Source organism: Pseudomonas trivialis, assembly GCF_036864995.1.
In the GTDB taxonomy this organism is placed as follows: domain Bacteria; phylum Pseudomonadota; class Gammaproteobacteria; order Pseudomonadales; family Pseudomonadaceae; genus Aquipseudomonas; species Aquipseudomonas trivialis.
Genome location: NZ_CP142151.1, coordinates 3,577,694 through 3,601,435, shown reverse-complemented (window position 1 = coordinate 3,601,435; position 23,742 = coordinate 3,577,694). Strand labels below are relative to the sequence as shown.

18 protein-coding genes and 4 tRNA genes are annotated in these 23,742 nt (G+C 61.8%); 18 read left to right on the top strand and 4 right to left on the bottom strand.

Annotated features, from left to right (window positions below; translation table 11 throughout):
• Nucleotides 1-164: 164 nt before the first annotated feature.
• Together VRB54_RS15675 and VRB54_RS15670 are read right to left on the bottom strand one after the other, a co-directional pair.
• Nucleotides 165-380, bottom strand: coding sequence for a hypothetical protein (locus VRB54_RS15675; protein ID WP_015372505.1), 216 nt, complete (start codon nt 378-380; stop codon nt 165-167).
• A 99-nt stretch (nt 381-479) separates the two neighbouring features.
• Nucleotides 480-1,676 carry an amino acid aminotransferase gene (locus VRB54_RS15670; RefSeq protein WP_338477910.1) on the bottom strand — a complete coding sequence of 399 codons (1,197 nt, stop codon included), beginning with the start codon at nt 1,674-1,676 and terminating at the stop codon, nt 480-482.
• 364 nt (nt 1,677-2,040) lie between these two features.
• Here VRB54_RS15670 and uvrB point away from each other — a divergent pair, with 364 nt between their 5' ends.
• From uvrB to VRB54_RS15615, 11 genes are all read left to right on the top strand, one after another.
• On the top strand, nt 2,041-4,056 hold the full coding sequence (gene uvrB / locus VRB54_RS15665) for an excinuclease ABC subunit UvrB (protein ID WP_338477909.1): 2,016 nt from the start codon (nt 2,041-2,043) through the stop codon (nt 4,054-4,056).
• 184 nt (nt 4,057-4,240) lie between these two features.
• Entirely contained in the window at nt 4,241-5,722 is a 1,482-nt protein-coding gene (gene gltX, locus VRB54_RS15660) for a glutamate--tRNA ligase (protein ID WP_003234349.1), read from the top strand.
• A gap of 147 nt (nt 5,723-5,869) precedes the next feature.
• A tRNA-Ala gene (locus tag VRB54_RS15655) sits at nt 5,870-5,945 on the top strand.
• A gap of 78 nt (nt 5,946-6,023) precedes the next feature.
• A tRNA-Glu gene (locus VRB54_RS15650) sits at nt 6,024-6,099 on the top strand.
• 49 nt (nt 6,100-6,148) lie between these two features.
• Nucleotides 6,149-6,224, top strand: a tRNA-Ala gene (locus VRB54_RS15645).
• 79 nt (nt 6,225-6,303) lie between these two features.
• A tRNA-Glu gene (locus VRB54_RS15640) sits at nt 6,304-6,379 on the top strand.
• Between the two features lie 181 nt (nt 6,380-6,560).
• Nucleotides 6,561-7,100: a TetR/AcrR family transcriptional regulator gene (locus VRB54_RS15635; RefSeq protein ID WP_338477908.1), complete on the top strand. Its 540-nt coding sequence runs from the start codon at nt 6,561-6,563 to the stop codon at nt 7,098-7,100.
• Between the two features lie 38 nt (nt 7,101-7,138).
• Nucleotides 7,139-7,573 carry an acyl-CoA thioesterase gene (locus VRB54_RS15630; protein WP_231423067.1) on the top strand — a complete coding sequence of 145 codons (435 nt, stop codon included), beginning with the start codon at nt 7,139-7,141 and terminating at the stop codon, nt 7,571-7,573.
• Between the two features lie 55 nt (nt 7,574-7,628).
• On the top strand, nt 7,629-8,588 hold the full coding sequence (locus VRB54_RS15625; protein ID WP_338477907.1) for a tRNA-dihydrouridine synthase family protein: 960 nt from the start codon (nt 7,629-7,631) through the stop codon (nt 8,586-8,588).
• 438 nt (nt 8,589-9,026) lie between these two features.
• The gene (locus VRB54_RS15620; RefSeq protein WP_338477906.1) at nt 9,027-10,172 is read left to right on the top strand and encodes a hypothetical protein; all 1,146 of its coding nucleotides are present in this window, start codon (nt 9,027-9,029) and stop codon (nt 10,170-10,172) included.
• Nucleotides 10,173-10,549: 377 nt separating this feature from the next.
• Nucleotides 10,550-11,137, top strand: a complete 588-nt coding sequence (locus VRB54_RS15615; protein ID WP_338477905.1) for a hypothetical protein — start codon at nt 10,550-10,552, stop codon at nt 11,135-11,137.
• Between the two features lie 10 nt (nt 11,138-11,147).
• Here VRB54_RS15615 and VRB54_RS15610 read toward each other — a convergent pair whose 3' ends face one another.
• Nucleotides 11,148-13,265: a putative bifunctional diguanylate cyclase/phosphodiesterase gene (locus VRB54_RS15610; RefSeq protein ID WP_338477904.1), complete on the bottom strand. Its 2,118-nt coding sequence runs from the start codon at nt 13,263-13,265 to the stop codon at nt 11,148-11,150.
• A gap of 66 nt (nt 13,266-13,331) precedes the next feature.
• Entirely contained in the window at nt 13,332-14,222 is an 891-nt protein-coding gene (locus VRB54_RS15605) for a LysR family transcriptional regulator (RefSeq protein ID WP_209983185.1), read from the bottom strand.
• Nucleotides 14,223-14,362: 140 nt separating this feature from the next.
• Here VRB54_RS15605 and leuC point away from each other — a divergent pair, with 140 nt between their 5' ends.
• From leuC to VRB54_RS15570, 7 genes are all read left to right on the top strand, one after another.
• On the top strand, nt 14,363-15,781 hold the full coding sequence (gene leuC / locus VRB54_RS15600) for a 3-isopropylmalate dehydratase large subunit (RefSeq protein ID WP_209983183.1): 1,419 nt from the start codon (nt 14,363-14,365) through the stop codon (nt 15,779-15,781).
• Between the two features lie 10 nt (nt 15,782-15,791).
• Nucleotides 15,792-16,436: a 3-isopropylmalate dehydratase small subunit gene (gene leuD, locus VRB54_RS15595; protein WP_209983181.1), complete on the top strand. Its 645-nt coding sequence runs from the start codon at nt 15,792-15,794 to the stop codon at nt 16,434-16,436.
• Between the two features lie 129 nt (nt 16,437-16,565).
• The gene (locus tag VRB54_RS15590; RefSeq protein ID WP_338477903.1) at nt 16,566-17,330 is read left to right on the top strand and encodes a class I SAM-dependent methyltransferase; all 765 of its coding nucleotides are present in this window, start codon (nt 16,566-16,568) and stop codon (nt 17,328-17,330) included.
• 52 nt (nt 17,331-17,382) lie between these two features.
• Entirely contained in the window at nt 17,383-18,465 is a 1,083-nt protein-coding gene (gene leuB / locus VRB54_RS15585; RefSeq protein WP_003234330.1) for a 3-isopropylmalate dehydrogenase, read from the top strand.
• A gap of 64 nt (nt 18,466-18,529) precedes the next feature.
• Nucleotides 18,530-19,642: an aspartate-semialdehyde dehydrogenase gene (asd, locus tag VRB54_RS15580; RefSeq protein WP_003234328.1), complete on the top strand. Its 1,113-nt coding sequence runs from the start codon at nt 18,530-18,532 to the stop codon at nt 19,640-19,642.
• Between the two features lie 238 nt (nt 19,643-19,880).
• Entirely contained in the window at nt 19,881-20,891 is a 1,011-nt protein-coding gene (locus VRB54_RS15575) for an aspartate-semialdehyde dehydrogenase (protein WP_338477902.1), read from the top strand.
• Nucleotides 20,892-21,052: 161 nt separating this feature from the next.
• Nucleotides 21,053-23,629, top strand: coding sequence for a FimV/HubP family polar landmark protein (locus VRB54_RS15570; RefSeq protein WP_338477901.1), 2,577 nt, complete (start codon nt 21,053-21,055; stop codon nt 23,627-23,629).
• The last annotated feature ends 113 nt before the right edge of the window (nt 23,630-23,742 follow it).

Here is a 23,742-nt window from a genome sequence, read left to right as displayed (position 1 = left end):
CAAGCAAAACGCGGTGTGCCTGATACGGCTCAGCGCCTGGTTTGAGGGCTGCTGCGCAGCCCAACGCAGGACAAGCCTGCTCGCCACAGGGAATCTGCGCTTAACTGAACGGCATTGGGGCTTGCCTGCTCGCCACACAGGTTCCAGTTCGCCTGGGCTGGTGATCAGCCGCCGAATTGAAAGGTGCCCATGGCCAGTTTGGCCATGATCGCCGTTGCGCCCAATTGCACCAGCCACAGCGCCAGGCCACCGAGGAACACGCCGAGCGCCACTTGCAGCACCAGGCTTTTCTGGCGCTTGGCGTGCGGCGCGCGCGGGGTGAAGTCGTGTAGTTCGTCGCGGTCGGCGCGCAGGTCAAGGTCCAGGTCGTCGTTTCTCATAGGGCTCTCACAGCAAAGGGGCAGTCGGGGTTCAGTCTAGGGGCTGCACACGAAAAAGGGGAAACCATCGGTTTCCCCTTTTTCATCACGACCGCCGGCTTACAGCACCTGAACGATCGCTTTTGTGACGGCGCCAATGTTCGATTGGTTCAACGCCGCCACGCAGATGCGCCCGGTGTCCAGCGCGTAGACACCAAACTCGCTGCGCAGGCGCGTGACCTGCGCCACGCTCAGGCCGGAGTAGGAGAACATCCCGCGCTGGCGGCCGACGAAGCTGAAGTCGTGGCCCGGTGCAGCTTTGGCCAGTTCGGCAACCATCTGCTCGCGCATGCCACGGATGCGCAGGCGCATTTCAGCCAGTTCCGCTTCCCACTGGGCGCGCAGCTCAGGGTTGTTCAGCACGGCTGCGACGATGGCGGCGCCGTGGGTCGGCGGGTTGGAGTAGTTGGTGCGGATCACGCGCTTGACCTGGGACAGGATGCGCGCGCTTTCTTCCGCGGATTCGCTGACGATCGACAGCGCGCCCACCCGTTCGCCGTACAGGGAGAACGACTTGGAGAACGAGCTGGACACAAAGAAGGTCAGCCCCGATTCGGCGAACAGGCGCACGGCGGCCGCGTCTTCGTGGATGCCGTCGCCGAAACCCTGGTACGCCATATCGAGGAACGGCACGAGGTTTTTAGCCTTGACCACGTCCAGCACGTCCTGCCAGTCGGCCGGGCTGAGGTCGACGCCGGTCGGGTTGTGGCAGCAGGCGTGCAGCACCACGATGGATTGTGGCGGCAGGGCGTTGAGGTCTTCGAGCAGGTCGGCGCGGTTGACGTCGTGAGTGGCGGCGTCGTAGTAGCGATAGTTGTGAACCGGGAAACCGGCGGTTTCGAACAGCGCGCGGTGGTTTTCCCAGCTCGGGTCGCTGATGGCGACGACGGCGTCTGGCAGCAACTGCTTGAGGAAGTCAGCGCCGATTTTCAGCGCGCCAGTACCGCCGACGGCCTGCACTGTGACCACACGGCCGGCGCTCAGCAGGGGTGACGCATCACCGAACAACAGGGTTTGCACGGCCTTGTCATAGGCAGCGATCCCGTCAATCGGCAAGTAGCCACGGGCCGCGTGTTGCGCCACGCGTATTGCTTCCGCTTCGGCAACGGCACGCAAGAGTGGAATCTTCCCCTCCTCGTTGCAGTAAACGCCCACGCCAAGGTTGACCTTGGTGGTTCGTGTGTCGGCGTTGAATGCTTCGTTGAGGCCCAGGATTGGATCGCGTGGTGCCATTTCGACAGCGGAGAACAGGCTCATTTTGCGGCAGCTCTATGGGGGGAAGGGAGGGACGTGTCGCGCTCCGGCCGGAGGCACTAGAGCGGTGCACAAACGGGGAGCTAGTATAGAGGCCCGCACGGCCGAGGGCGACCGTTGAAACTGCTTTTCGGCCAAGTTTTTCGGTTGAGGCGCCGACCGTTAGTCTTATTGGCATTCAGCAGGCCGGGGCTGTACAGGGGCCATACAGGCGCTATGTAGGACAAGTGCCTTGAAACCCGTCGCCTTCGCCACCACTTCTACAGCTATCATGATTTTTTCCTGCAACCAGCGAAGCGTATTCGCGGGTTGCTGAGCTATTCGTCCTTGGCGGCCACAGGCCCGGGGTGACTGAAAGAGGTACGTTATGTCGGATTTCCAGCTCGTCACCCGCTTTGAACCGGCCGGCGACCAGCCCGAAGCCATTCGCCAGATGGTCGAAGGCATCGAGGCCGGCCTGGCGCACCAGACGCTGCTCGGGGTGACTGGTTCGGGCAAGACCTTCAGCATTGCCAACGTAATCGCGCAGATCAACCGCCCGACCCTGGTGCTGGCGCCGAACAAGACCCTGGCCGCGCAGCTGTACGGCGAGTTCAAGGCGTTCTTCCCGAACAACGCGGTGGAGTATTTCGTCTCCTACTATGACTACTATCAGCCCGAGGCTTATGTGCCGTCGTCCGACACCTTCATCGAGAAGGATGCGTCGATCAACGACCATATCGAGCAGATGCGCCTGTCGGCGACCAAGGCGTTGCTGGAGCGCAAGGACGCGATAATCGTCACCACCGTATCGTGCATCTACGGCCTGGGCAGCCCGGAAACCTATCTGAAGATGGTGCTGCACGTCGACCGTGGCGACAAACTCGACCAGCGCGAATTGCTGCGTCGCCTGGCGAGCCTGCAGTACACCCGCAACGACATGGATTTTGCCCGCGCCACCTTCCGCGTGCGCGGCGATGTGATCGACATCTACCCGGCCGAATCGGACCTGGAAGCCATCCGCATCGAGCTGTTCGACGATGAAGTCGAAAGCCTGTCGGCCTTCGACCCGTTGACCGGCGAGGTGATCCGCAAGCTGCCGCGCTTCACCTTTTACCCCAAAAGCCACTATGTAACGCCCCGGGAAACCCTGATGGGCGCCATCGAAGGCATCAAGGTTGAGCTGGCCGAGCGCCTGGAATACCTGCGCGCCAACAACAAGCTGGTGGAAGCCCAGCGCCTGGAGCAGCGCACCCGCTTCGACCTGGAGATGATCCTGGAGCTGGGCTACTGCAACGGCATCGAAAACTACTCGCGCTACCTGTCGGGCCGTGACTCCGGCGCGCCGCCGCCGACGCTGTACGACTACCTGCCGCCGGACGCCTTGCTGGTGATCGACGAGTCCCACGTCAGCGTGCCGCAGGTGGGCGCGATGTATAAGGGCGACCGCTCGCGCAAGGAAACCCTGGTGGAATACGGTTTCCGCCTGCCGTCGGCGCTGGATAACCGGCCGATGCGGTTTGACGAGTGGGAGGCGATCAGCCCGCAGACCATTTTTGTGTCCGCAACGCCGGGCAATTATGAGGCCGAGCATGCGGGCCGTGTGATCGAGCAGGTGGTGCGGCCGACCGGCCTGGTCGACCCGCAGATCGAAATCCGCCCGGCACTGACCCAGGTCGATGACCTGCTGTCGGAGATCAACAAGCGCGTGGCGCTGGAAGAGCGGGTGCTGGTGACCACGCTGACCAAGCGCATGTCCGAAGACCTCACCGACTACCTGGCCGACCACGGCGTGCGCGTGCGATACCTGCACTCGGACATCGACACGGTGGAGCGGGTGGAGATCATCCGCGACCTGCGCCTGGGCACCTTTGATGTGCTGGTGGGCATCAACCTGCTGCGCGAAGGCCTGGACATGCCGGAAGTGTCGCTGGTGGCAATTCTGGATGCGGACAAGGAGGGCTTCCTGCGCTCCGAACGTTCGCTGATCCAGACCATCGGCCGCGCGGCGCGTAACCTCAATGGCCGGGCGATCCTGTATGCGGACCGCATCACCGGCTCCATGGAGCGCGCGATTGGCGAGACCGAGCGGCGCCGTGACAAGCAGATTGCCTTCAACCTGGAACACGGCATTACCCCCAAAGGCGTGTTCAAGGACGTCGCCGACATCATGGAAGGCGCCACCGTGCCGGGCTCGCGCAGCAAGAAGCGCAAGGGCATGGCCAAGGCCGCCGAGGAAAGCGCCAAGTACGAGAACGAATTGCGCTCGCCGAGTGAGATCACCAAGCGGATTCGCCAGTTGGAAGAGAAGATGTATCAGTTGGCGCGCGATCTTGAGTTCGAGGCAGCGGCGCAGACGCGCGATGAGATTGGCAAGTTGCGCGAGCGGTTGCTGGCTGTTTGATTTGTAGTGGTTGTGCCGGCCTCATCGGGGGCAAGCCCCCTCCCGCCTTGATTTGTGAACACGGTCAAATGTGGGAGGGGGCTTGCCCCCGATAGCCGCGCCTCGGTTTTCCAGATATCACCCAGGCTGTTACCATTCGCCGCTTGTTTCAATTTTCAGTTATATCGCCCATTCGAGACCTGCCATGACCACCGTCCGCACGCGCATCGCGCCATCGCCTACCGGCGATCCCCACGTCGGCACTGCTTACATCGCCTTGTTCAACTACTGCTTTGCCAAGCAGCACGGCGGTGAATTCATCCTGCGGATCGAAGACACCGACCAACTGCGCTCCACCCGCGAGTCGGAACAGCAGATTTTCGATGCCCTGCGCTGGCTCGGCATTACCTGGGCCGAAGGTCCGGACGTCGGTGGCCCGCACGGCCCGTATCGCCAGAGCGAGCGTAGCGATATTTACAAGCAATACACTCAGCAGCTGGTCGACATGGGCCATGCGTTCCCATGCTTCTGCACCGCTGAAGAATTGGACCAGATGCGCGCCGAGCAACAGGCCCGTGGCGAAACCCCGCGCTACGACGGCCGCGCGCTTTTGCTGTCGAAAGAAGAAGTGGCCCGCCGCCTGGCGGCCGGTGAGCCGCACGTGATCCGCATGAAGGTGCCGAGCGAAGGCGTGTGCGTGGTGCCGGACATGCTGCGCGGTGACGTCGAGATCCCGTGGGACCGCATGGACATGCAGGTGCTGATGAAGACCGACGGTCTGCCGACGTACTTCCTGGCCAACGTGGTCGACGATCACCTGATGGGCATCACCCACGTGCTGCGCGGCGAAGAATGGCTGCCGTCGGCGCCGAAACTGATCCTGCTTTATGAATACTTCGGCTGGGAGCAGCCGCAGCTGTGCTACATGCCGCTGCTGCGTAACCCGGACAAGAGCAAGCTGTCCAAGCGCAAGAACCCAACTTCGGTGACGTTTTACGAGCGCATGGGCTTCATGCCCGAAGCGATGCTCAACTACCTGGGCCGCATGGGCTGGTCGATGCCGGACGAGCGCGAGAAGTTCTCGTTGCAGGAAATGGTCGACAACTTCGACTTGTCCCGCGTATCGCTGGGCGGGCCGATCTTCGATATCGAAAAACTGTCCTGGCTCAACGGCCAGTGGCTGCGTGACTTGCCGGTGGAGGAGTTCGCCAGCCGTGTGCAGCAGTGGGCGTTGAACCCTGAGTACATGATGAAGATCGCGCCGCTGGTGCAGGGCAGGGTGGAGACCTTCAGCCAGGTCGCTCCGTTGGCCAGCTTCTTCTTTGCCGGTGGCGTGAACCCGGACGCGAAGCTGTTCGAGTCCAAGAAGCTGTCGGGCGATCAGGTGCGCCAGTTGATGCAGCTGATTCTGTGGAAGCTCGAAAGCCTGCGCCAGTGGGAAAAGGATGCGATCACTGCGACGATTCAGGCGGTGGTCGAGTCTCTGGAATTGAAGCTGCGCGATGCCATGCCGCTGATGTTCGCTGCGATCACCGGGCAGGCCAGCTCGGTGTCGGTGCTCGATGCGATGGAAATTCTCGGACCGGACCTCACGCGCTTCCGCCTGCGCCAAGCGCTTGATTTGCTGGGTGGTGTTTCCAAGAAAGAAAACAAGGAATGGGAAAAGCTGCTGGGCGCTATCGGCTAAGTCCTCTGTGGCAGTGACGAAACCCCGGCTTTCCGGGGTTTCGTTGGTAAGTGATTGTTATCCCGGCAAAAAACTTTGGAAATTGTTGAAAATAAATTTGACACACTTCCAAACCGCCATTAAGATTCGCCCCATCCTCACCGATGAGGGGCTATAGCTCAGCTGGGAGAGCGCTTGCATGGCATGCAAGAGGTCAACGGTTCGATCCCGTTTAGCTCCACCAATTTACAGGTTCAAGGCCTGGCCACACCGGCCTTGAATCGATCAGCACTCAGCGCTGATCTGTTGTACAGAAGGTTTTGTCCCCTTCGTCTAGTGGCCTAGGACACCGCCCTTTCACGGCGGTAACAGGGGTTCGAGTCCCCTAGGGGACGCCAGTTTCAACAAGCAGTTCGCAAGGTCTGCTGCGCCGCCAGGCGAAAAATCGGGGCTATAGCTCAGCTGGGAGAGCGCTTGCATGGCATGCAAGAGGTCAACGGTTCGATCCCGTTTAGCTCCACCAATCTACAGGTTCAAGGTTTGGCCACACCGGCCTTGAATCGATCAGCACTCAGCGCTGGTCTGTTGTACAGAAGGTTTGTGTCCCCTTCGTCTAGTGGCCTAGGACACCGCCCTTTCACGGCGGTAACAGGGGTTCGAGTCCCCTAGGGGACGCCACGATTACCCGCTCTGCGGGATTTTTAAGGGTCATTCAATTATTGAATGGCCCTTTTGTTTGTCTGGCGTTTGGCCAATCTGCTGCTGATCCCTTCTGCCGTACCGACCCGCCGCCGCATCGCTCGCCTGCCAAGTATTATCATGATAATAATATCCGGCCCATGAACGACGGAGCCCTTTGATGAGCGATAAAAAAGCGCAAACCCGCGAACGCATTCTGCAGGCCGCCAGCGCCGCGTTGATCCAGCGCGGCCCGGCCGAGCCGAGCGTGGTCGAAGTCATGGGCGCGGCGGGGCTGACCGTCGGCGGTTTCTACGCGCACTTTGAAAGCAAGGACGCGTTGATGCTGGAGGCCTTTACTGCGTTGCTTGCCAGGCGTCGCGCGGCGATTGAGGATATCGATGGCCAACTCAGCGGCGAAGAGCGTCGCGGCCTGGCGGCGGCGTTTTACCTGTCGCGCAAGCATCGCGACTCCACCACGCAAGCCTGCCCGCTGCCGGCCACCGTGGGCGAAATGGGCCGCCTGCCGGATGAATTCCGCCAGGCGCTCAATCAGCACACGGAGCTGATGGCCGCTCAACTGGCCGCCAGCCCCGAAGACACCGACAAGGCCCTGGCGGGCATGGCCTTGATGATCGGCGGCCTCTCACTTGCACGCGCCCTTGGACCTGGCGAGTTGTCGGATCGCGTGTTGCGCGCAGCGAAGTCGGCGGTGCGTTGATACACTGCCCCGCCGACATCAACCGACAGGAGCAAGGCATGGGCTGGGATCTGGCAACGCCGTTCATCATCGATCTGCAGGTCGGTCCCGAGGACATCGATGGCCTGGGACACGCCAATAACGCGGTGTACGTATCCTGGCTGGAACGCTGCGCCTGGCGGCACTCCCAGCGCCTGGGGCTGGACCTCACCGAGTATCGCCGCCTGGACCGCGCCATGGCCGTGGTGCGCCATGAGATTGACTACCTGGCGGCTGGCTACGAAGGCGATGAGCTGCAACTGGCCACCTGGATCGTCGACTGGGACCAGCGCCTGAAGATGACTCGCCGCTTCCAGCTGATGCGCCCGCGTGACGGTGTCACCCTGTTGCGCGCGCAAACCACCTTCGTGTGTATTGAGCTGTCCAGCGGCAAGCCCAAGCGCATGCCCAGTGAGTTTCTCGACGGTTACGGCCCTGCACTGACCGGGGGTTAACGTTTCCCCAAGGAAACCCAGTAAACTGCGCCACGATTTTTGTTGAGTGTTTTCCATGCAAATTGCCCTGGCACCCATGGAGGGGTTGGTCGACAACATCCTGCGTGACGTGCTGACCCGCGTCGGCGGGATCGACTGGTGCGTGACCGAGTTCATCCGCGTCAACGACCGCCTGCTCACCCCGGCCTATTTCCACAAGCTCGCTCCTGAACTGCTGCAAGGTGCCCGGACCGCTGCGGGTGTGCCGCTGCGTGTGCAGTTGCTCGGTTCGGACCCGGTGTGCCTTGCGGAAAACGCCGTTTTGGCCTGTGAGCTGGGCTCGCAGGTGATCGACTTGAACTTCGGCTGCCCTGCCAAGACGGTCAACAAGTCACGCGGTGGTGCGGTGCTGCTCAAGGAGCCGGAGCTGCTTAACCGGATTGTCGAGCACGTGCGCCGGGCCGTGCCGGCGCATATCCCGGTGACCGCCAAGATGCGCCTGGGCTTCGACAGCCCGGATGGCGCGCTGGTGTGTGCCACCGCGCTGGTCGAGGGCGGCGCGGCGCATATCGTGGTGCATGCGCGCACCAAGACCGACGGCTACAAGCCGCCGGCCCATTGGGAGTGGATCCCGCGAGTGCAGGACGTGGTCAAGGTGCCGGTGTTTGCCAATGGTGATATCTGGAGCGTTGAAGACTGGAAGCGTTGCCGCGAAATCAGTGGCGCCGAACACATCATGCTGGGCCGTGGTCTGGTCGCACGCCCCGACTTGGCGCGGCAGATTGCGGCCGCACGTGCCGGTGAGGACGTGGTGGAGATGACCTGGGCGCAGATGCAGCCCATGCTCCATGACTTCTGGAGGCAGTCGGTCGCGCAGTTGACGGAAAAACAGGCGCCCGGTCGTTTGAAGCAATGGTTGGCGATGCTGACGCGCAACTATCCGCAGGCGGTGGAGCTGTTCCACGCCTTGCGCCGCGAGACCGCATTGGACAAGGTTGCTGAGTTGATCGGTGTGCAATCTGCACTGAAAGATTAACTTCATATTCATAACGTTTTTAAACACTAAATCAGGGGTGCCATGGGCGCTCCTTTTTTTGATCGTCTAAAAGTAGTGTTCGGCAGTTGATGGGTGTTGGCTCGGCTGCGAGATTCGCGCGCGCGAACTAACATGGGCGTCAGTCGGTGGCGGGGTTTAATGATTTCATAAGTTTAGAGTTTGGCCTGCTTATTACTTTATATATCTGCGCAAGAACCGTTTTCAGGGGCTGAAACGCTCGTTTTTCCGGGGGCGAGACGGGGCAAAGTCTGATTTGCGATTTTGTTTTCCTTATGTGATCGCGGATTTCTGGAACCCAATGCCGTTGCGCTCCACGAAAGTAGGGACTGCGAAGTGATGATGGTTACTAGCAGCCCCAATCTATCGTTGCCGGTTTTAAATGGTTACTGCACCGGCGGCGCCACCCCCAGGAATGAGATGAATCAGATGTCCACTATATCGATGAATAATATTGCGGGTTTCAAGTCGGATCTGAATGCGGCCAGCGATACGCCAGCGCAGATGTCGAAAGAGCGGGCACAACCGGTTAATAATCTCGGGTTTGTTCCAAAAAGCAACATCACGCCGCGTCTCGACAATGCCGAGGGCAGTGACAGGCAAGTTACCGTGAGTGCCGATGCCCTGGACAAAATGCTGGAAATGTTCGAACTGGTTCTCAAAGCAATGCGCAACTTTCTATCGAGCTGGGGCGGCAGTTCCAGGTTGCCGGTTGATGTGCAGAGTCCGCCGGTAACGTTGGTGAAACCCGATGTTCAGATGAAAGCGGGCGCTGAAGGTAATGCGCAAGTGAGCTTGAAAGATCCCGACACCCAATCCAGGCCTGCAATGGCCGAGACTGGCGCTCAGATGAAGCTTGGCGCTGATGGCGGTATACAGATCGACCTGAAAGACGCTGACAACCAAATGCTGCCCATGAACCAAGAGCAAGCGGCAAAAGGCAAGCTTGGCGCCGAGCACGGCGTGCAGCTAAGCGCACGTACTGACAGCCCTGCACCGGTAGCGCAAGGCATCGAAAAAGACGCGCCGCTGAATGTCTCCGCCGATGGCGATGCGCAGGTGACGGTCATGCCCGATGGCAGCACCCAGGTGAACTTGACGCCCGAGAGCGGCAAACAGTACAGAATCAGCCTGGCTGCCGGCGTTCAGGTCAAGGTGACTTCCCATGACGGGTCGAGTACAGCCTCGTCGCTCAAGCCACGATTGATTATCGACGAGGCAAAGGTCGGTGAGCCCGACGGCGCAGCCTTGATCACTGAAACCAGGGCCGCGAACCCGTTGCGCGCCGAGGCGAAAACCCTTGCAGCGACGCCGAGTGCGTTCAAAACGGAGGCCGAGATGAAGATGGATGCAGAAAGTAAGGTCGATACCGCGCTGGACGCAGGCGCGCAAACGACGACCGCAACAGAGGCGGTGCATGAGCATGAGCATGAGCACACAACGACCGCGCACAAGGACGCTGAGCGGGAGACCACTGCAGAGGCTGACAGCGAGATCAAGGTCCGCCCAGGTATCAGGTCGCCTGCTCCCGCCGCTGGACATCCGATCTTTGGACGTTTTGGCTGAGACCGTCGGCAGGCTATGTCGATACAGCCTCGCAGACATCTTCACTACTAGCTAATGGCTGACCAAGACTCCCCGACTGCCCATGCAGTCGGGGAGACGCGTTCAAGGGAGGGTTCATGTTTTCAATCTTCAATACGCGCGCCGCAGGTTTCAGGGATGAGTATTACCGGGCGGTTACGGACGTGTGCAGCGCTGTCCGCCACACGCCTGAGCAGGTCCATCAGCGTTACGTTTATCCCGCGCCTTCATGGGCATTCGTACAACGCAACCGCGAGTGTTGCCGGCTTGCCGGTAACGGCTTGCGTCTGGGGAGCTTCTTCAGGACAGTGGTGAACCAATGGCCGGGTGTCAGCGCAAGTGTGGAAAGCCCTCCGCACGTGTCCACAAAAGCCGTTGGCGAACAGCCCGACGATATCTGGCGCGGTTTTCGCCAGAGCAATCAGGGCAACTGCGTCACGGTGGCAGCGATCAAGGTGGCCATGGTCCGTTTCGGCCAGAGCCCCGGAAGTATTTTCGAAAGGGTTCAGAGAACGCCGCGCGGCTATGACGTGACATTGCGGGACGGCCATACGCTCAGCGTATCCAATCGTGAGTTATCACAAGCCGCTCGCGAAGCACGCTTCAAAGGCGCGGATGCCGGAATGCTCAAGGATGCCAACTTTCTGTTTGCCGTCAGCGCCAAGCGTGCACAGCAGCAAGACAACGACGGCACGGCGGGCGCCAGCTTCAGCGCGGCCATCAACAGCCTCAACGATGGCGAAGACGAGCAGGAAACCGGCGAGGCGCTCAAGCGCCTGGGTTTGAGCCGTTATGTAAGAAAAACCTCAGTCGAGGCCTTGGCCTGCGGCCAGTTGGGCATGATCAACACCGACACCCATTCGGTTGCGGTAATTGGCGGCCATGAAGAACTGTGGGGCCGCAGGGGCGGCGGGCCGAGGGAGGGCGAAGCGGTCGCCTTGGTGTGAGAACCGTGCGCTACATCAGCAGCGTCCTGAACCGCTCGATGGGTAACGGCCGGCTGTGCAGGTAACCCTGATACAGGTGGCAGCCCAGCCCTTGCAGGAACGCCAGCTGTTCCAGGGTTTCCACGCCCTCTGCGATCACCTCCAGGTTCAGGCTGCGCGCCATCGCCACGATCGCGCGGATGATCTCGGCGTCGTTGGGGTCGTGGGTCGCATCGCGCACGAACGACTGGTCGATTTTCAGCGCATCTACCGGCAGTCGCTTGAGGTAGGTCAGTGACGAATAGCCGGTGCCGAAGTCATCCATGGCAAAGCTCACGCCGAGCTTTTTCAGGCGGCGCATTTTCAGCACCGTGTCGTCCAGGTTCTGGATCACAATGCCTTCGGTGATTTCCAGTTTCAGCAGGCTGAACGGCAATACATGCTCCTTGAGGCTGTGCTCCACCCGTTCCACAAAGTCGTTCTGGCGAAACTGCCGTGGGCTGATGTTCACGCACAGGCTGAAATTCAACGGGTCCACCAGGCCGTCGGCGATCAGTTGCGCAAAACCTGCGCAGGCCTCATCGAGAATCCAGGTACCCACCTCGAGGATCAGGCCGCTGTCTTCCAATACCTTGATAAATTCGGCTGGCGACTGCGCCCCCAGTTGCGGATGCTGCCAACGCACCAACGCCTCGGCACCGACGATGCGGCTGCCGCGCGCGTCCACCTGGGGCTGGTAATGCACGCTGAACTCGCCGCGCGCGAGCGCCAGGCGCAGGTCGGTTTCCATGCGCAGGCGTTCGCTGGCGGCTTTCTGCATGCTGTTGTGAAACATCTGCGTGGTGTTGCGCCCCGAGTCCTTGGCGCGGTACAGCGCAATGTCGGCGCGCTTGAGCAGGTCGGTCGGGGTCGAGCCATGGTCGGGAATCAACGCCACGCCAATGCTCGGTGTGACCTGCAGGCGGTGGCCGTCCAGGAACATCGGCTCCGAGAGCAAGTGGCGCAACGTCTCGGCGAGGTCCTGCACCTGTCGGCTGACCTGTGTGCGTGAACCTTGCAAGCCACTGAGCAGCACCACGAACTCATCGCCACCCAGGCGCGCGACGGTGTCTTCCATGCGCACGCTGGCTTCCAGGCGCGCGGTGATCATTTTCAGCACGGTGTCGCCCACCGGGTGTCCGAGGGAGTCGTTGATGTGCTTGAAATGGTCGAGGTCGAGAAACAGCAGCGCGCCACGCAGGTCGTGGCGCTTGAGCAGGGCGATCTGCTGGCTCAGGCGGTCCATCAGCAGCGCGCGGTTGGGCAGGTTGGTGAGGGGGTCGTGGTAGGCCAGATGGCGGATCTGCGCCTCGGCGTTTTTCAGCAGGCTCACGTCCCGCGCGGTCAACAGCAGGCACGGGGTTTCATTGAGGGTAATCGGCTCTACCGAGACCTCCACTGACAGCACTTCGCCACGCCGGTTGTGCCAGAGCATTTCCAGGTGATGAATGCGACCCTTGATCGCGAGTTCGGCCAATAACGCCGAGCGCTGGTTTTCATCGGCCCAGATGCCGATCTGGTACAGCGTAAGGCCGATGGCCTCCTCGGCGCGGTAGCCGGTCAGGCGGCAAAAGCCGTCATTGACCTCGACATACCGGCCCGTGTCGCGTTCGGTGATGGAGATCGCGTTGGGGCTGGCATGAAATACGCTGGCGAATTTTTCCTCGGAGGCAATCAGCTGTTGTTCGCGCTCGACCTGGTCGGTGATGTCCAGCAGGGTGCCGGCCATGCGCAGCGGTGCGCCGTGTTCGTCGCGATACAGCCGGGCACGGCTTTCCAGGTAGCGCGCGCTGCCGTCTTCCAGAGGCACGCGGTAAATCAGTTGGTAGTTGCCGGCCGGGCCTTTGCGCAGAGAGCGGTAGGCGCTGCGCATGTTGTCGCGATCGGAATCGGGCATGCCCTCGAAAAATGCCTCGAAGGGCTCATGGAAGGGCTCGGGCGGCAAACCATGCAGTTGAGCGGCGCGGGCCGAGCCATGGAGCATGCCGGTGGGAATGTGCCAGTCCCAGGTGCCCAGTTGCGCCGATTCCAGCGCCAGGTCAAGGCGCTCCTGGCTGTCCTTGAGCGCCTGCTCGGCAGTGTTGTGCTCGGGGTCGACAGGGTTGTGCATTATCAAAGGGCCTTGGCTCGATGGGCAGACAGTGCGGTTTTGTTCAAGGCCCACGGCCGCACGGTGTTATGCCGGTATCCCTGGCAGATCGACCTGTGCATCCAGCAGGCTCATGAAAGCTCGTGCAGCGTTCGACAGCGTCCTTTCGGTGTGCACGATATAGCCTAGCTGGCGACTGAGCTGTATGCCCGGCAAAGCGATGCTTGTCACCTGATCATCGAGCATGGTGCGCGGCAGCACGCTCCAGGCCAGGCCGATGGAGACCATCATCTTGATGGTTTCCAGGTAGTTGGTGCTCATCGCGATGTTGGGCGTGAGGCCCTGGGCGCCGAACAGCTTGCTGACAATATGATGGGTAAAGGTATTGCCGCCGGGGAAAACCGCCGGGTGCCGTGCGATATCGGCCAGGCTCACGCGGGCGTTGCCGGTCAGGCTGTGCTCTGGCGCCACCACAAAGTCCAGCGGGTCATCCCACACCGGCGTGGCGCGCACCAGATGATGGGGCGCGGGCGCCAGGGTGATCACGGCCACTTCGGCGCGGCCGTGGAGGATTTCTTCGTAGGCCACTTCCGAATCGAGGAACTGAATATCCAGCGCGACGTGGGGGTATTCCCGGGTAAAGGCGCGCAGGATCGGCGGCAGGCGATGCAGACCAATGTGGTGACTGGTGGCCAGGGTGAGGCGCCCGCTCACTTCGCCGGTGAGGTTGGTGAGGGCGCGGCGGGTGTCATCCAGCACATTGAGGATCTGATAGGCGCGCGGTAGCAAGGCCCGGCCCGCCTCGGTCAGGCCCACCTCGCGGCCCAGGCGGTCGAACAGCCGTACGTTCAATTGCTGTTCCAGGCCGGCAATGCGTTTGCTGATGGCCGGTTGGGTCAGGTGCAGGCGTTCGCCGGCACCGGAAAAGCTGCCGCTTTCGGCGATGGCGATAAAGGCATTGAGGTTGGCCAGGTCCATGGTGGTATTCCAGTTGGTAATCCAAAGCATAAAAATTATGAATTTGAGTTATTTAATGTAGCGCCATACCATCAGCCTCACAAGCCAAAGGGTTATTGAAAAGCCCGGCATAGAGATGCACCGCTGATGAGGACCGACTGATGGCCGGCAAAACGCTGTACGACAAGCTTTGGGATTCCCATGAAGTGAAACGTCGCGATGATGGATCGTCGCTGATCTACATCGACCGTCACATCATCCATGAAGTGACCTCGCCCCAAGCGTTCGAAGGCCTGCGACTGGCCGGGCGCAAGCCCTGGCGCGTCGACTCGATCATCGCCACTCCCGACCACAACGTGCCGACCACCCCGGAACGCAAGGGTGGCATCGACGCAATTGCCGACACCGTGTCGCGTCTGCAGGTGCAGACCCTCGACGACTACTGCGACGAATATGGCATCACCGAATTCAAGATGAATGACGTGCGCCAGGGCATCGTCCACGTGATCGGCCCGGAGCAGGGCGCGACCTTGCCGGGCATGACCGTGGTCTGCGGTGACTCCCACACATCCACCCACGGCGCGTTCGGCGCCCTGGCCCATGGCATCGGCACGTCCGAGGTGGAGCACGTGTTCGCCACCCAGTGCCTGGTCGCCAAAAAAATGAAGAACATGCTGGTGCGCGTCGAAGGCACGTTGCCGTTCGGCGTGACTGCCAAGGACATCGTGCTCGCCGTGATCGGCAAGATCGGCACCGCCGGCGGTAACGGCCACGCCATCGAGTTTGCCGGCAGCGCGATTCGCGACCTGTCCATCGAAGGCCGCATGACCATCTGCAACATGTCCATCGAAGCCGGTGCCCGCGTAGGCATGGTGGCGGCGGATGAGAAAACCGTCGAGTACGTCAAGGGGCGTCCGTTTGCGCCACAAGGCGCCGATTGGGACGCTGCTGTCGAGGCCTGGAAAGACCTGGTCTCCGACGCCGATGCGGTGTTCGACACCGTGGTCGAGCTGGACGCCACGCAGATCAAGCCGCAAGTCAGCTGGGGCACCTCGCCGGAAATGGTCCTGGCCGTCGACCAGAACGTGCCGGACCCGGCGCAGGAAACCGACCTGGTCAAGCGCGGTTCCATCGAGCGCGCCTTGAAGTACATGGGTTTGAAAGCCAACCAGGCGATTACCGACATTCAGTTGGATCGCGTGTTCATCGGCTCCTGCACCAACTCGCGCATTGAAGACCTGCGCGCGGCGGCGGTGATTGCCAAGGGCCGCAAGGTAGCTTCGACCATCAAGCAAGCGATCGTGGTGCCGGGCTCGGGCCTGGTCAAGGCGCAAGCCGAAGCCGAAGGCCTCGACAAGATCTTCCTCGAAGCCGGTTTTGAATGGCGTGAGCCGGGCTGCTCGATGTGCCTGGCGATGAACCCGGACCGTTTGGAATCCGGCGAGCACTGCGCGTCCACCTCAAACCGTAACTTCGAAGGCCGTCAGGGCGCCGGCGGGCGTACCCACCTGGTCAGCCCGGCCATGGCCGCTGCGGCCGCCGTCAACGGTCGTTTCATCGACGTTCGCGAATTGATCTGAGGAATTCCTGATGAGAGCTTTTACCCAACACACAGGTCTGGTCGCGCCGTTGGACCGTGCCAACGTGGACACCGACCAGATCATTCCCAAGCAGTTCCTGAAGTCGATCAAGCGCACTGGTTTCGGCCCCAACCTGTTCGACGAGTGGCGCTACCTGGATGTGGGCTATGCCTATCAGGACAACTCCAAGCGCCCGCTGAACAAGGATTTCGTGCTCAACGCCGAGCGTTATCAGGGCGCCAGCGTGTTGCTGGCGCGGGAAAACTTCGGTTGCGGCTCCAGCCGTGAACATGCGCCGTGGGCCCTGGAAGAATATGGCTTTCGCAGCATCATCGCGCCGAGCTACGCCGACATCTTCTTCAACAACAGCTTCAAGAACGGGCTGCTGCCGATCATCCTCACCGATGCCGAAGTGGACGAGCTGTTCAAGCAGGTGGAGGCCGAGGAGGGTTACCAGTTGACCGTCGACCTGGCAGCGCAGACGGTGACTCGTCCAGATGGCAAGGTGTATCACTTTGAGGTGGACGCGTTCCGCAAGCACTGCCTGATCAATGGCCTGGACGATATCGGCCTGACCTTGCAGGACGGCGATGCGATTGCGGCGTTCGAGAGCAAGCATCGGGCGAGCCAGCCCTGGTTGTTTCGTGATGCCTGATTTGCGGTAACCGTGCGGGCCCCATCGCGGGCAAGCCCGACTCCCACCTTGGAATGCATTCCAAATGCGGGAGCTGGCTTGCCTGCGATAGCGCCAGTACAACCGCCACAAAATCCAAGGAAAGCCACCATGACCAGCACCGCCCACACCCAAGTCGTGCAAAAACAATTCGGCGAGCAAGCCTCGGCCTACCTGAGCAGTGCCGTGCACGCCCAGGGCAGCGAATTCGCGCTGCTGCAGGCCGAACTGGCCGGGCAAGGCGCTGCACGCCTGCTGGACCTGGGCTGCGGCGCCGGGCATGTGAGTTTTCACGTCGCGCCGCTGGTTAAAGAAGTGGTGGCCTACGACCTGTCCCAACAGATGCTCGACGTGGTGGCCGCCGCCGCGCAGGATCGCGGTTTCACCAATATCAGCACCGTCCACGGCGCCGCCGAACGCCTGCCCTTCGCCGATGGCGAGTTCGACTTCGTGTTCAGCCGCTATTCGGCCCACCACTGGAGCGACCTCGGCCTGGCCCTGCGCGAAGTGCGCCGCGTACTCAAACCAGGCGGGGTGGCGGCGTTCGTCGACGTGTTGTCGCCGGGCAGCCCGTTGCTGGACACTTACCTGCAAACCGTCGAAGTGCTGCGTGACACCAGCCATGTGCGTGATTACTCGGCCGCCGAGTGGATGCGCCAGCTCAGCGAAGCCGGTTTGCATGTACGCAGCAGCAGCCGTCAACGTCTGCGCCTGGAATACACCTCCTGGGTGGAGCGCATGCGCACGCCGCCGGCCTTGCGCGCAGCCATCCTCGAGCTGCAACAGGCGATGGGCCAGGAAGTGCGCGATTACTACGAGATTCAGGCCGACGGCACTTTCAGCACCGATGTGCTGGTGGTGTGGGCCGAACGCTGATCAATTTTCCCGACCTGCCTGCGGGCGGGTCGCTTGATGAAATGAGGAACCCATGAGCAAGCAGATTCTGATTCTCCCTGGCGACGGTATCGGTCCGGAAATCATGGCCGAAGCGGTCAAGGTGCTGGAATTGGCCAACAGCAAGTACAGCCTGGGCTTCGAACTGAGTCACGACGTGATCGGCGGCGCGGCCATCGACAAGCACGGCGTGCCCCTGGCCGACGAAACCCTGGACCGCGCCCGTGCGGCCGACGCCGTGCTGCTCGGCGCCGTGGGTGGGCCCAAGTGGGACAAGATCGAACGCGACATCCGCCCCGAGCGCGGCCTGCTGAAGATCCGCGCGCAACTGGGCCTGTTCGGCAACCTGCGCCCGGCGATCCTCTATCCGCAACTGGCCGACGCATCGAGCCTCAAGCCGGAAGTGGTGGCGGGGCTGGATATCCTCATCGTGCGTGAGCTGACCGGCGGCATTTACTTCGGCTCGCCACGGGGCGTGCGTGAGCTGGAAAATGGCGAGCGCCAGGCCTACGACACGCTGCCATACAGCGAGAGCGAAATCCGCCGTATCGCCCGTGTCGGTTTCGACATGGCTCGCGTGCGTGGCAAGAAGGTCTGCTCGGTGGACAAGGCCAACGTACTGGCCTCCAGCCAACTGTGGCGCGAAATCGTCGAAGAAGTCGCCAAGGACTACCCCGACGTCGAACTGAGCCACATGTACGTCGACAATGCCGCCATGCAGCTGGTGCGCGCGCCCAAGCAGTTTGACGTGATCGTCACCGACAACCTGTTCGGCGACATCCTGTCCGACCAGGCCTCGATGCTTACCGGCTCCATCGGCATGCTGCCGTCGGCGTCCCTGGACACCAATAACAAAGGCATGTACGAGCCATGTCACGGTTCGGCGCCGGACATCGCGGGGCAGGGCATTGCCAACCCGCTGGCGACCATTTTGTCGGTGTCGATGATGCTGCGTTACAGCTTCAACCTGGGCGACGCGGCGGACGCTATCGAGAAGGCCGTCAGCCTGGTGCTGGACCAGGGCTTGCGCACCGGCGACATCTGGTCGCAGGGTTGCACCCGGGTCGGGACGCAAGAAATGGGCGACGCAGTAGTCGCCGCGCTGCGGAATCTGTAATCTCTCGGGCCCGCTTGCAGTTGTTGCTGCCAGGCGGCCCACTTTTGAACAAGGTGTAGTTGCGATGAAACGTGTAGGTCTGATCGGTTGGCGCGGTATGGTCGGTTCCGTGCTCATGCAGCGGATGCTGGAAGAGCAGGATTTCGATCTTATTGAGCCGGTGTTTTTCACCACTTCGAATGTGGGTGGCCAAGGGCCGTCTGTGGGCAAGGATATTGCTCCGCTCAAGGACGCCTACAGCATTGAAGAGCTGAAAACCCTCGACGTGATTCTGACCTGCCAGGGCGGCGACTACACCAGTGAAGTCTTCCCCAAGCTGCGTGAAGCCGGCTGGCAGGGCTACTGGATCGACGCTGCCTCGAGCCTGCGCATGCAGGATGACGCAGTGATCATCCTCGATCCGGTCAACCGCAAGGTCATCGACCAGCAACTGGACGCCGGCACCAAAAACTACGTCGGCGGCAACTGCACCGTCAGCCTCATGCTGATGGGCCTGGGCGGCCTGTTCGAAGCCGGTCTGGTCGAGTGGATGAGCGCCATGACCTATCAGGCGGCGTCCGGTGCTGGCGCGCAGAACATGCGTGAACTGATCAAGCAAATGGGCGCGACCCACGCCGCTGTCGCCGATCAACTGGCCGACCCGGCCAGCGCGATCCTCGATATCGACCGCCGTGTGGCCGACGCCATGCGCAGCGAAGCCTACCCGACCGAGAACTTCGGTGTGCCATTGGCCGGCAGCCTGATCCCGTGGATCGACAAGGAACTGCCGAACGGTCAGAGCCGCGAGGAGTGGAAGGCCCAGGCCGAGACCAACAAGATCCTCGGTCGCTTCAAGAGCCCGATCCCGGTGGATGGCATCTGCGTGCGCATTGGCGCCATGCGCTGCCACAGCCAGGCGTTGACCATCAAGCTGAACAAGGACGTGCCGATTGCCGATATCGAAGGGCTGATCAGCCAGCACAACCCGTGGGTCAAGCTGGTGCCGAACAACCGCGATATCAGCATGCAGGAGCTGAGCCCGACCAAGGTCACCGGCACCCTGAATGTACCGGTGGGCCGTCTGCGCAAGCTCAACATGGGCAGCCAGTTCCTCGGCGCGTTCACCGTTGGCGACCAGTTGCTGTGGGGCGCGGCCGAGCCGCTGCGTCGGATGTTGCGGATTCTGCTGGAGCGTTGATTGCTGTCGGATGTTGAAAACCCCGCGCTCTGGTGACAGGCGCGGGGTTTTTTATTGGGCTTTCGGGCCCTATCGCAGGCAAGCCAGCTCCCATAGTGGAATGTGTTCGCAGCTTCACAGGGGGAGCTGGCTTGCCTGCGATAGCGCCATCAGCTTCACCACCAGACCCAGCCCAATTGCCTCACCCCCAACCACCCGGTAAAGTGCCGCTCCCCCCGCAATGCCCGAGGCAGCCCCCATGACCCAGACCTTTGAAATCGCCGTGATCGGCGCCACCGGCACCGTCGGCGAGACCCTGGTGCAGATTCTCGAAGAGCTGGCATTCCCGGTCGGCACTCTGTATCTGCTGGCGGGCAGCAATTCTGCCGGTGCGTCGGTGCCGTTTCGTGGCAAGAACGTGCGGGTGCGGGAAGTCGATGAGTTCGATTTCAGCAAGGCGCAGTTGGCGTTCTTTGCCGCAGGGCCGGCGGTGACCCTGGGTTTTGCCCCGCGCGCTACCGCAGCCGGGTGTGCGGTGATCGATCTGTCCGGCGCGTTGCCGGCCGAACAGGCGCCGCCTGTGGTGCCGGAAGCCAATGCTCATGTGCTGGAAGGCTTGAAGAAACCGTTCCAGGTCAGCAGCCCCAGCCCATCGGCGACCAACCTCGCCGTGGTGCTGGCACCGTTGCGCGGCCTGGTGGATATCCAGCGCGTCAGCGTCACCGCCAACCTGGCGGTATCGGCCCTGGGCCGCGAAGCCGTTAGCGAACTCGCCCGGCAAACCGCTGAATTGCTGAATGTGCGTCCACTGGAGCCAGCCTTCTTTGACCGGCAAATGGCTTTTAACCTGTTGGCACAAGTCGGCAAGCCAGATGCGAAAGGTCATACAGACCTTGAGAAACGTCTGATACACGAACTGCGCTCAGTGCTGGACACTCCGGCGCTGAAAGTTTCCGCCACCTGCGTTCAAGCCCCGGTGTTCTTTGGCGACAGCCTCACGGTGTCGTTGCAACTGGCGGCGCCGGTGGACCTCGCCGCCGTCAACCGCGCGCTCGAAGCCGCGCCGGGTATCGAGCTTGTGGAGGAGGGGGATTACCCCACCGCTGTGGGCGATGCGGTGGGTCAGGACGTGGTGTATGCAGGGCGCGTTCGCGCAGGCGTGGACGACCCTGCGGAACTAAATATGTGGCTGACGTCAGATAACGTACGCAAGGGCGCAGCCCTGAATGCAGTGCAGTTGGCGCAGTTGTTGATAAAACGCCTTGTGTAAAAGATACTTGGCGGCAATTTGTAGATTGATTCTAACCAGGCGCTATGCTTGGTCGGAAGCGGCACAGAAGCGCGTCGGTAACCTATCGGCTCGCCATGCCTAATGGCAGCGGTTACCAACCTTCTCGCAGGCCGGGGAGTGTTCAGACAAAGGATGAGGCTATGGTTCAAGTTCGCAAACTGGTGTTAGCAATAGCGGCCGCCTCGGCGCTGTCTTCCGGTATGGCGCAAGCGCTGCAGCTGGGGGAGATGACCCTCAAGTCCAAGCTGAACCAGCCGCTGTCGGTGGACATCGAATTGCTCGATGTGGGTGGGCTTACCGCTGCCGAGATCAGGCCGAGCCTGGCGTCCTCCCAGGCCTTTGTCGATGCGGGCGTGGATCGCCAGGCGTTTCTCGATGACCTGACGTTCACCCCGGTGATCAACCCCAATGGTCGCAGCGTGGTGCGGGTCACCTCCAGCAAGCCGTTGCCCGATTCCTACGTACGTTTCCTGTTGCAGGTGCAGTGGCCCAGTGGCCGCCTGATGCGTGACTACAGCGTGTTGCTCGACCCGGCCAAGTTCGATCAGGAAACGCCGGCCGCTGCGCCCGCACCGCGTCTGTCTGCGCCCGCTGGCAGCGCTCCGGCTGCGGCACGTTCCTCGGCTCAGCACACCACCACGTCCCGCGACACCTTGTGGGAAATCGCGCAGAAGAACCGCAATGGCGGCTCGGTGCAGCAGACCATGCTGGCCATTCAGGCGTTGAATCCTGATGCGTTCATCGATGGCAACATCAACCGCTTGAAGACCGGTCAGGTCCTGCGCCTGCCCGATGCCACGCAAAGTACCGCGCTGCCGCAACCCCAGGCGATTGCCGAGGTGCGCGCGCAGAACGAAGCCTGGCGCCAGGGCCGCCGCAGTGCGACCAATCAGCCCGCCGGCCGGCAGCAACTGGACGCCACCCGCCGCACCCAGGCGGGCAATGCCGCCGCGACCACCGATGCCAAGGACACCTTGAGCCTGGTCTCTGCCGAAGCCGCGCGCAAGGGCGCCAAGGGCAACGCCGGCGACAGCCAGGCCCTGGGCGAAAAGCTGGCCGTGACCCAGGAACAACTGGACACTACCCGTCGCGACAACGAAGAACTCAAGAGCCGCGCGGCCGACCTGCAAAGCCAGCTCGACAAGCTGCAAAAGCTGATCCAACTGAAGAATGATCAACTGGCCAGGCTGCAGGCTGAAAAAGGTCAGCCGGCCACGGCGACGGCAGCGATGCCGGCGCAGTTGGCGGCTGATCCTGCTGCTAACCCGGCGGCTGCGGATTCAGCGGCTGAATCGCCTGAAGCGCCTGCGACTCAAACCCCTGCCACGCCAGCGGCCCCCGCGTCTGCAACGCCTGCACCCGAGGTGGCCACGCCGGCGGCAACACCTGCCAGCACCGAAGGCAAGTTCAACGACCTGCTCACCAATCCCATCGTGCTCGGCGTCATTGGCGGTGCGGCCGGCTTGCTGGTGCTGTTGTTGCTGCTGCTGTGGGCGCGTCATCGCAATGCCCGGCTTGAAGAAGAAAAGCACCTGCGCATGGCCCGCGCACTGGCCGAGGAGGCGGAATTCACGTCGAGCATCGACCGTGACCTGCCCTCGGACAGCTTCGATGGCCTGGAAGTCGCACCGCCAAGTGTCAAGCTGGCCCCCGCCCCGGCACCCGTGGTCGAGCCGGTAGCTGTGCCAACGGTGGCATCGGTGCTTTCGCCGTTGGCCGCTGCTGTCAACCCGACCAACGCCAGTGGTGCCCTGGTACAAGCACAGTCCCACATCGACCGTGGTCACTTGAACCAGGCTGCCGATGTGCTTGAGCAAGCGATCAAGCGCGATCCCAAGCGCAGCGACCTGCGCCTGAAGCTGATGGAAGTCTATGGCCTGCAGAACGATAAGGACGGGTTCGTGACGCAGGAGCGTCAACTGGTGGCCACCGGTGAAAACCACGCCCAGGTCGAACAGCTCAAATCGCGCTTCCCGGCCATGGCCGTACTCGCGGCGGGCGTCAGTGCCGCTGTTGCAGCTGCGGCGCTCGATGCCCAATACGTCAAGGACCTGCTCGAAGAAAAGCCTGCGCCCGCGCCCGATGCAGCAGCCGACGATTTCGACCTTAGCCTGGATGAGCTGGAAGCCGCTTCGCCCACGGTAGTGAGCGCCGATCAGCCCACTTTTGAATCGCTGTTGAAGCAGCAGACCAACGACAAAGCCACGTCGAATGAAGGCTCGGACTTCGATCTGCAACTGGATCCGCCGTCCTCCCAGGCCGATGACGACTTTCTTTCCGGTCTTGAAGACCAGATGAACGATGTCTCGGCCGTTGAACCGCCAACCCTCAAGCCCACTGCCGTGGATGACTTCGAGCTGCCGGAAGACTTCGATCTGTCCCTGGCCGATGAGCCTGAAGCGCCAGCGGCGCCCAAGCCGGATGCATTCGCCTCGGAACTGAATGATGTCAACGCTGAGCTCGATCGTCTGTCCCAGAGCCTGGAGCATCCGCCGATCGAGCCTACCTTTACCGCTGAAGACGCGGCGCTGGGCGATGACGAGCCGGAGTTCGACTTTCTTTCGGGCACCGATGAGGTCTCCACCAAGCTGGACCTGGCCCAGGCCTACATCGACATGGGCGATGCCGATGGCGCACGTGACATCCTGTCCGAAGTGCTGACCGAAGGCAGCGAAGAGCAGCGCAGCGAGGCCAAGGAAATGCTCGGCAGAATCTGAAGCCCGATTCAGGAGAAGTGTGGGAGAGGGCTTGCCCCCTCCCACATTTGTATGAGCGTCCATTGCGAACAAAAGCGCCCCTGCTTCGTCCGTCGCCTTTATAATGCGCGCCT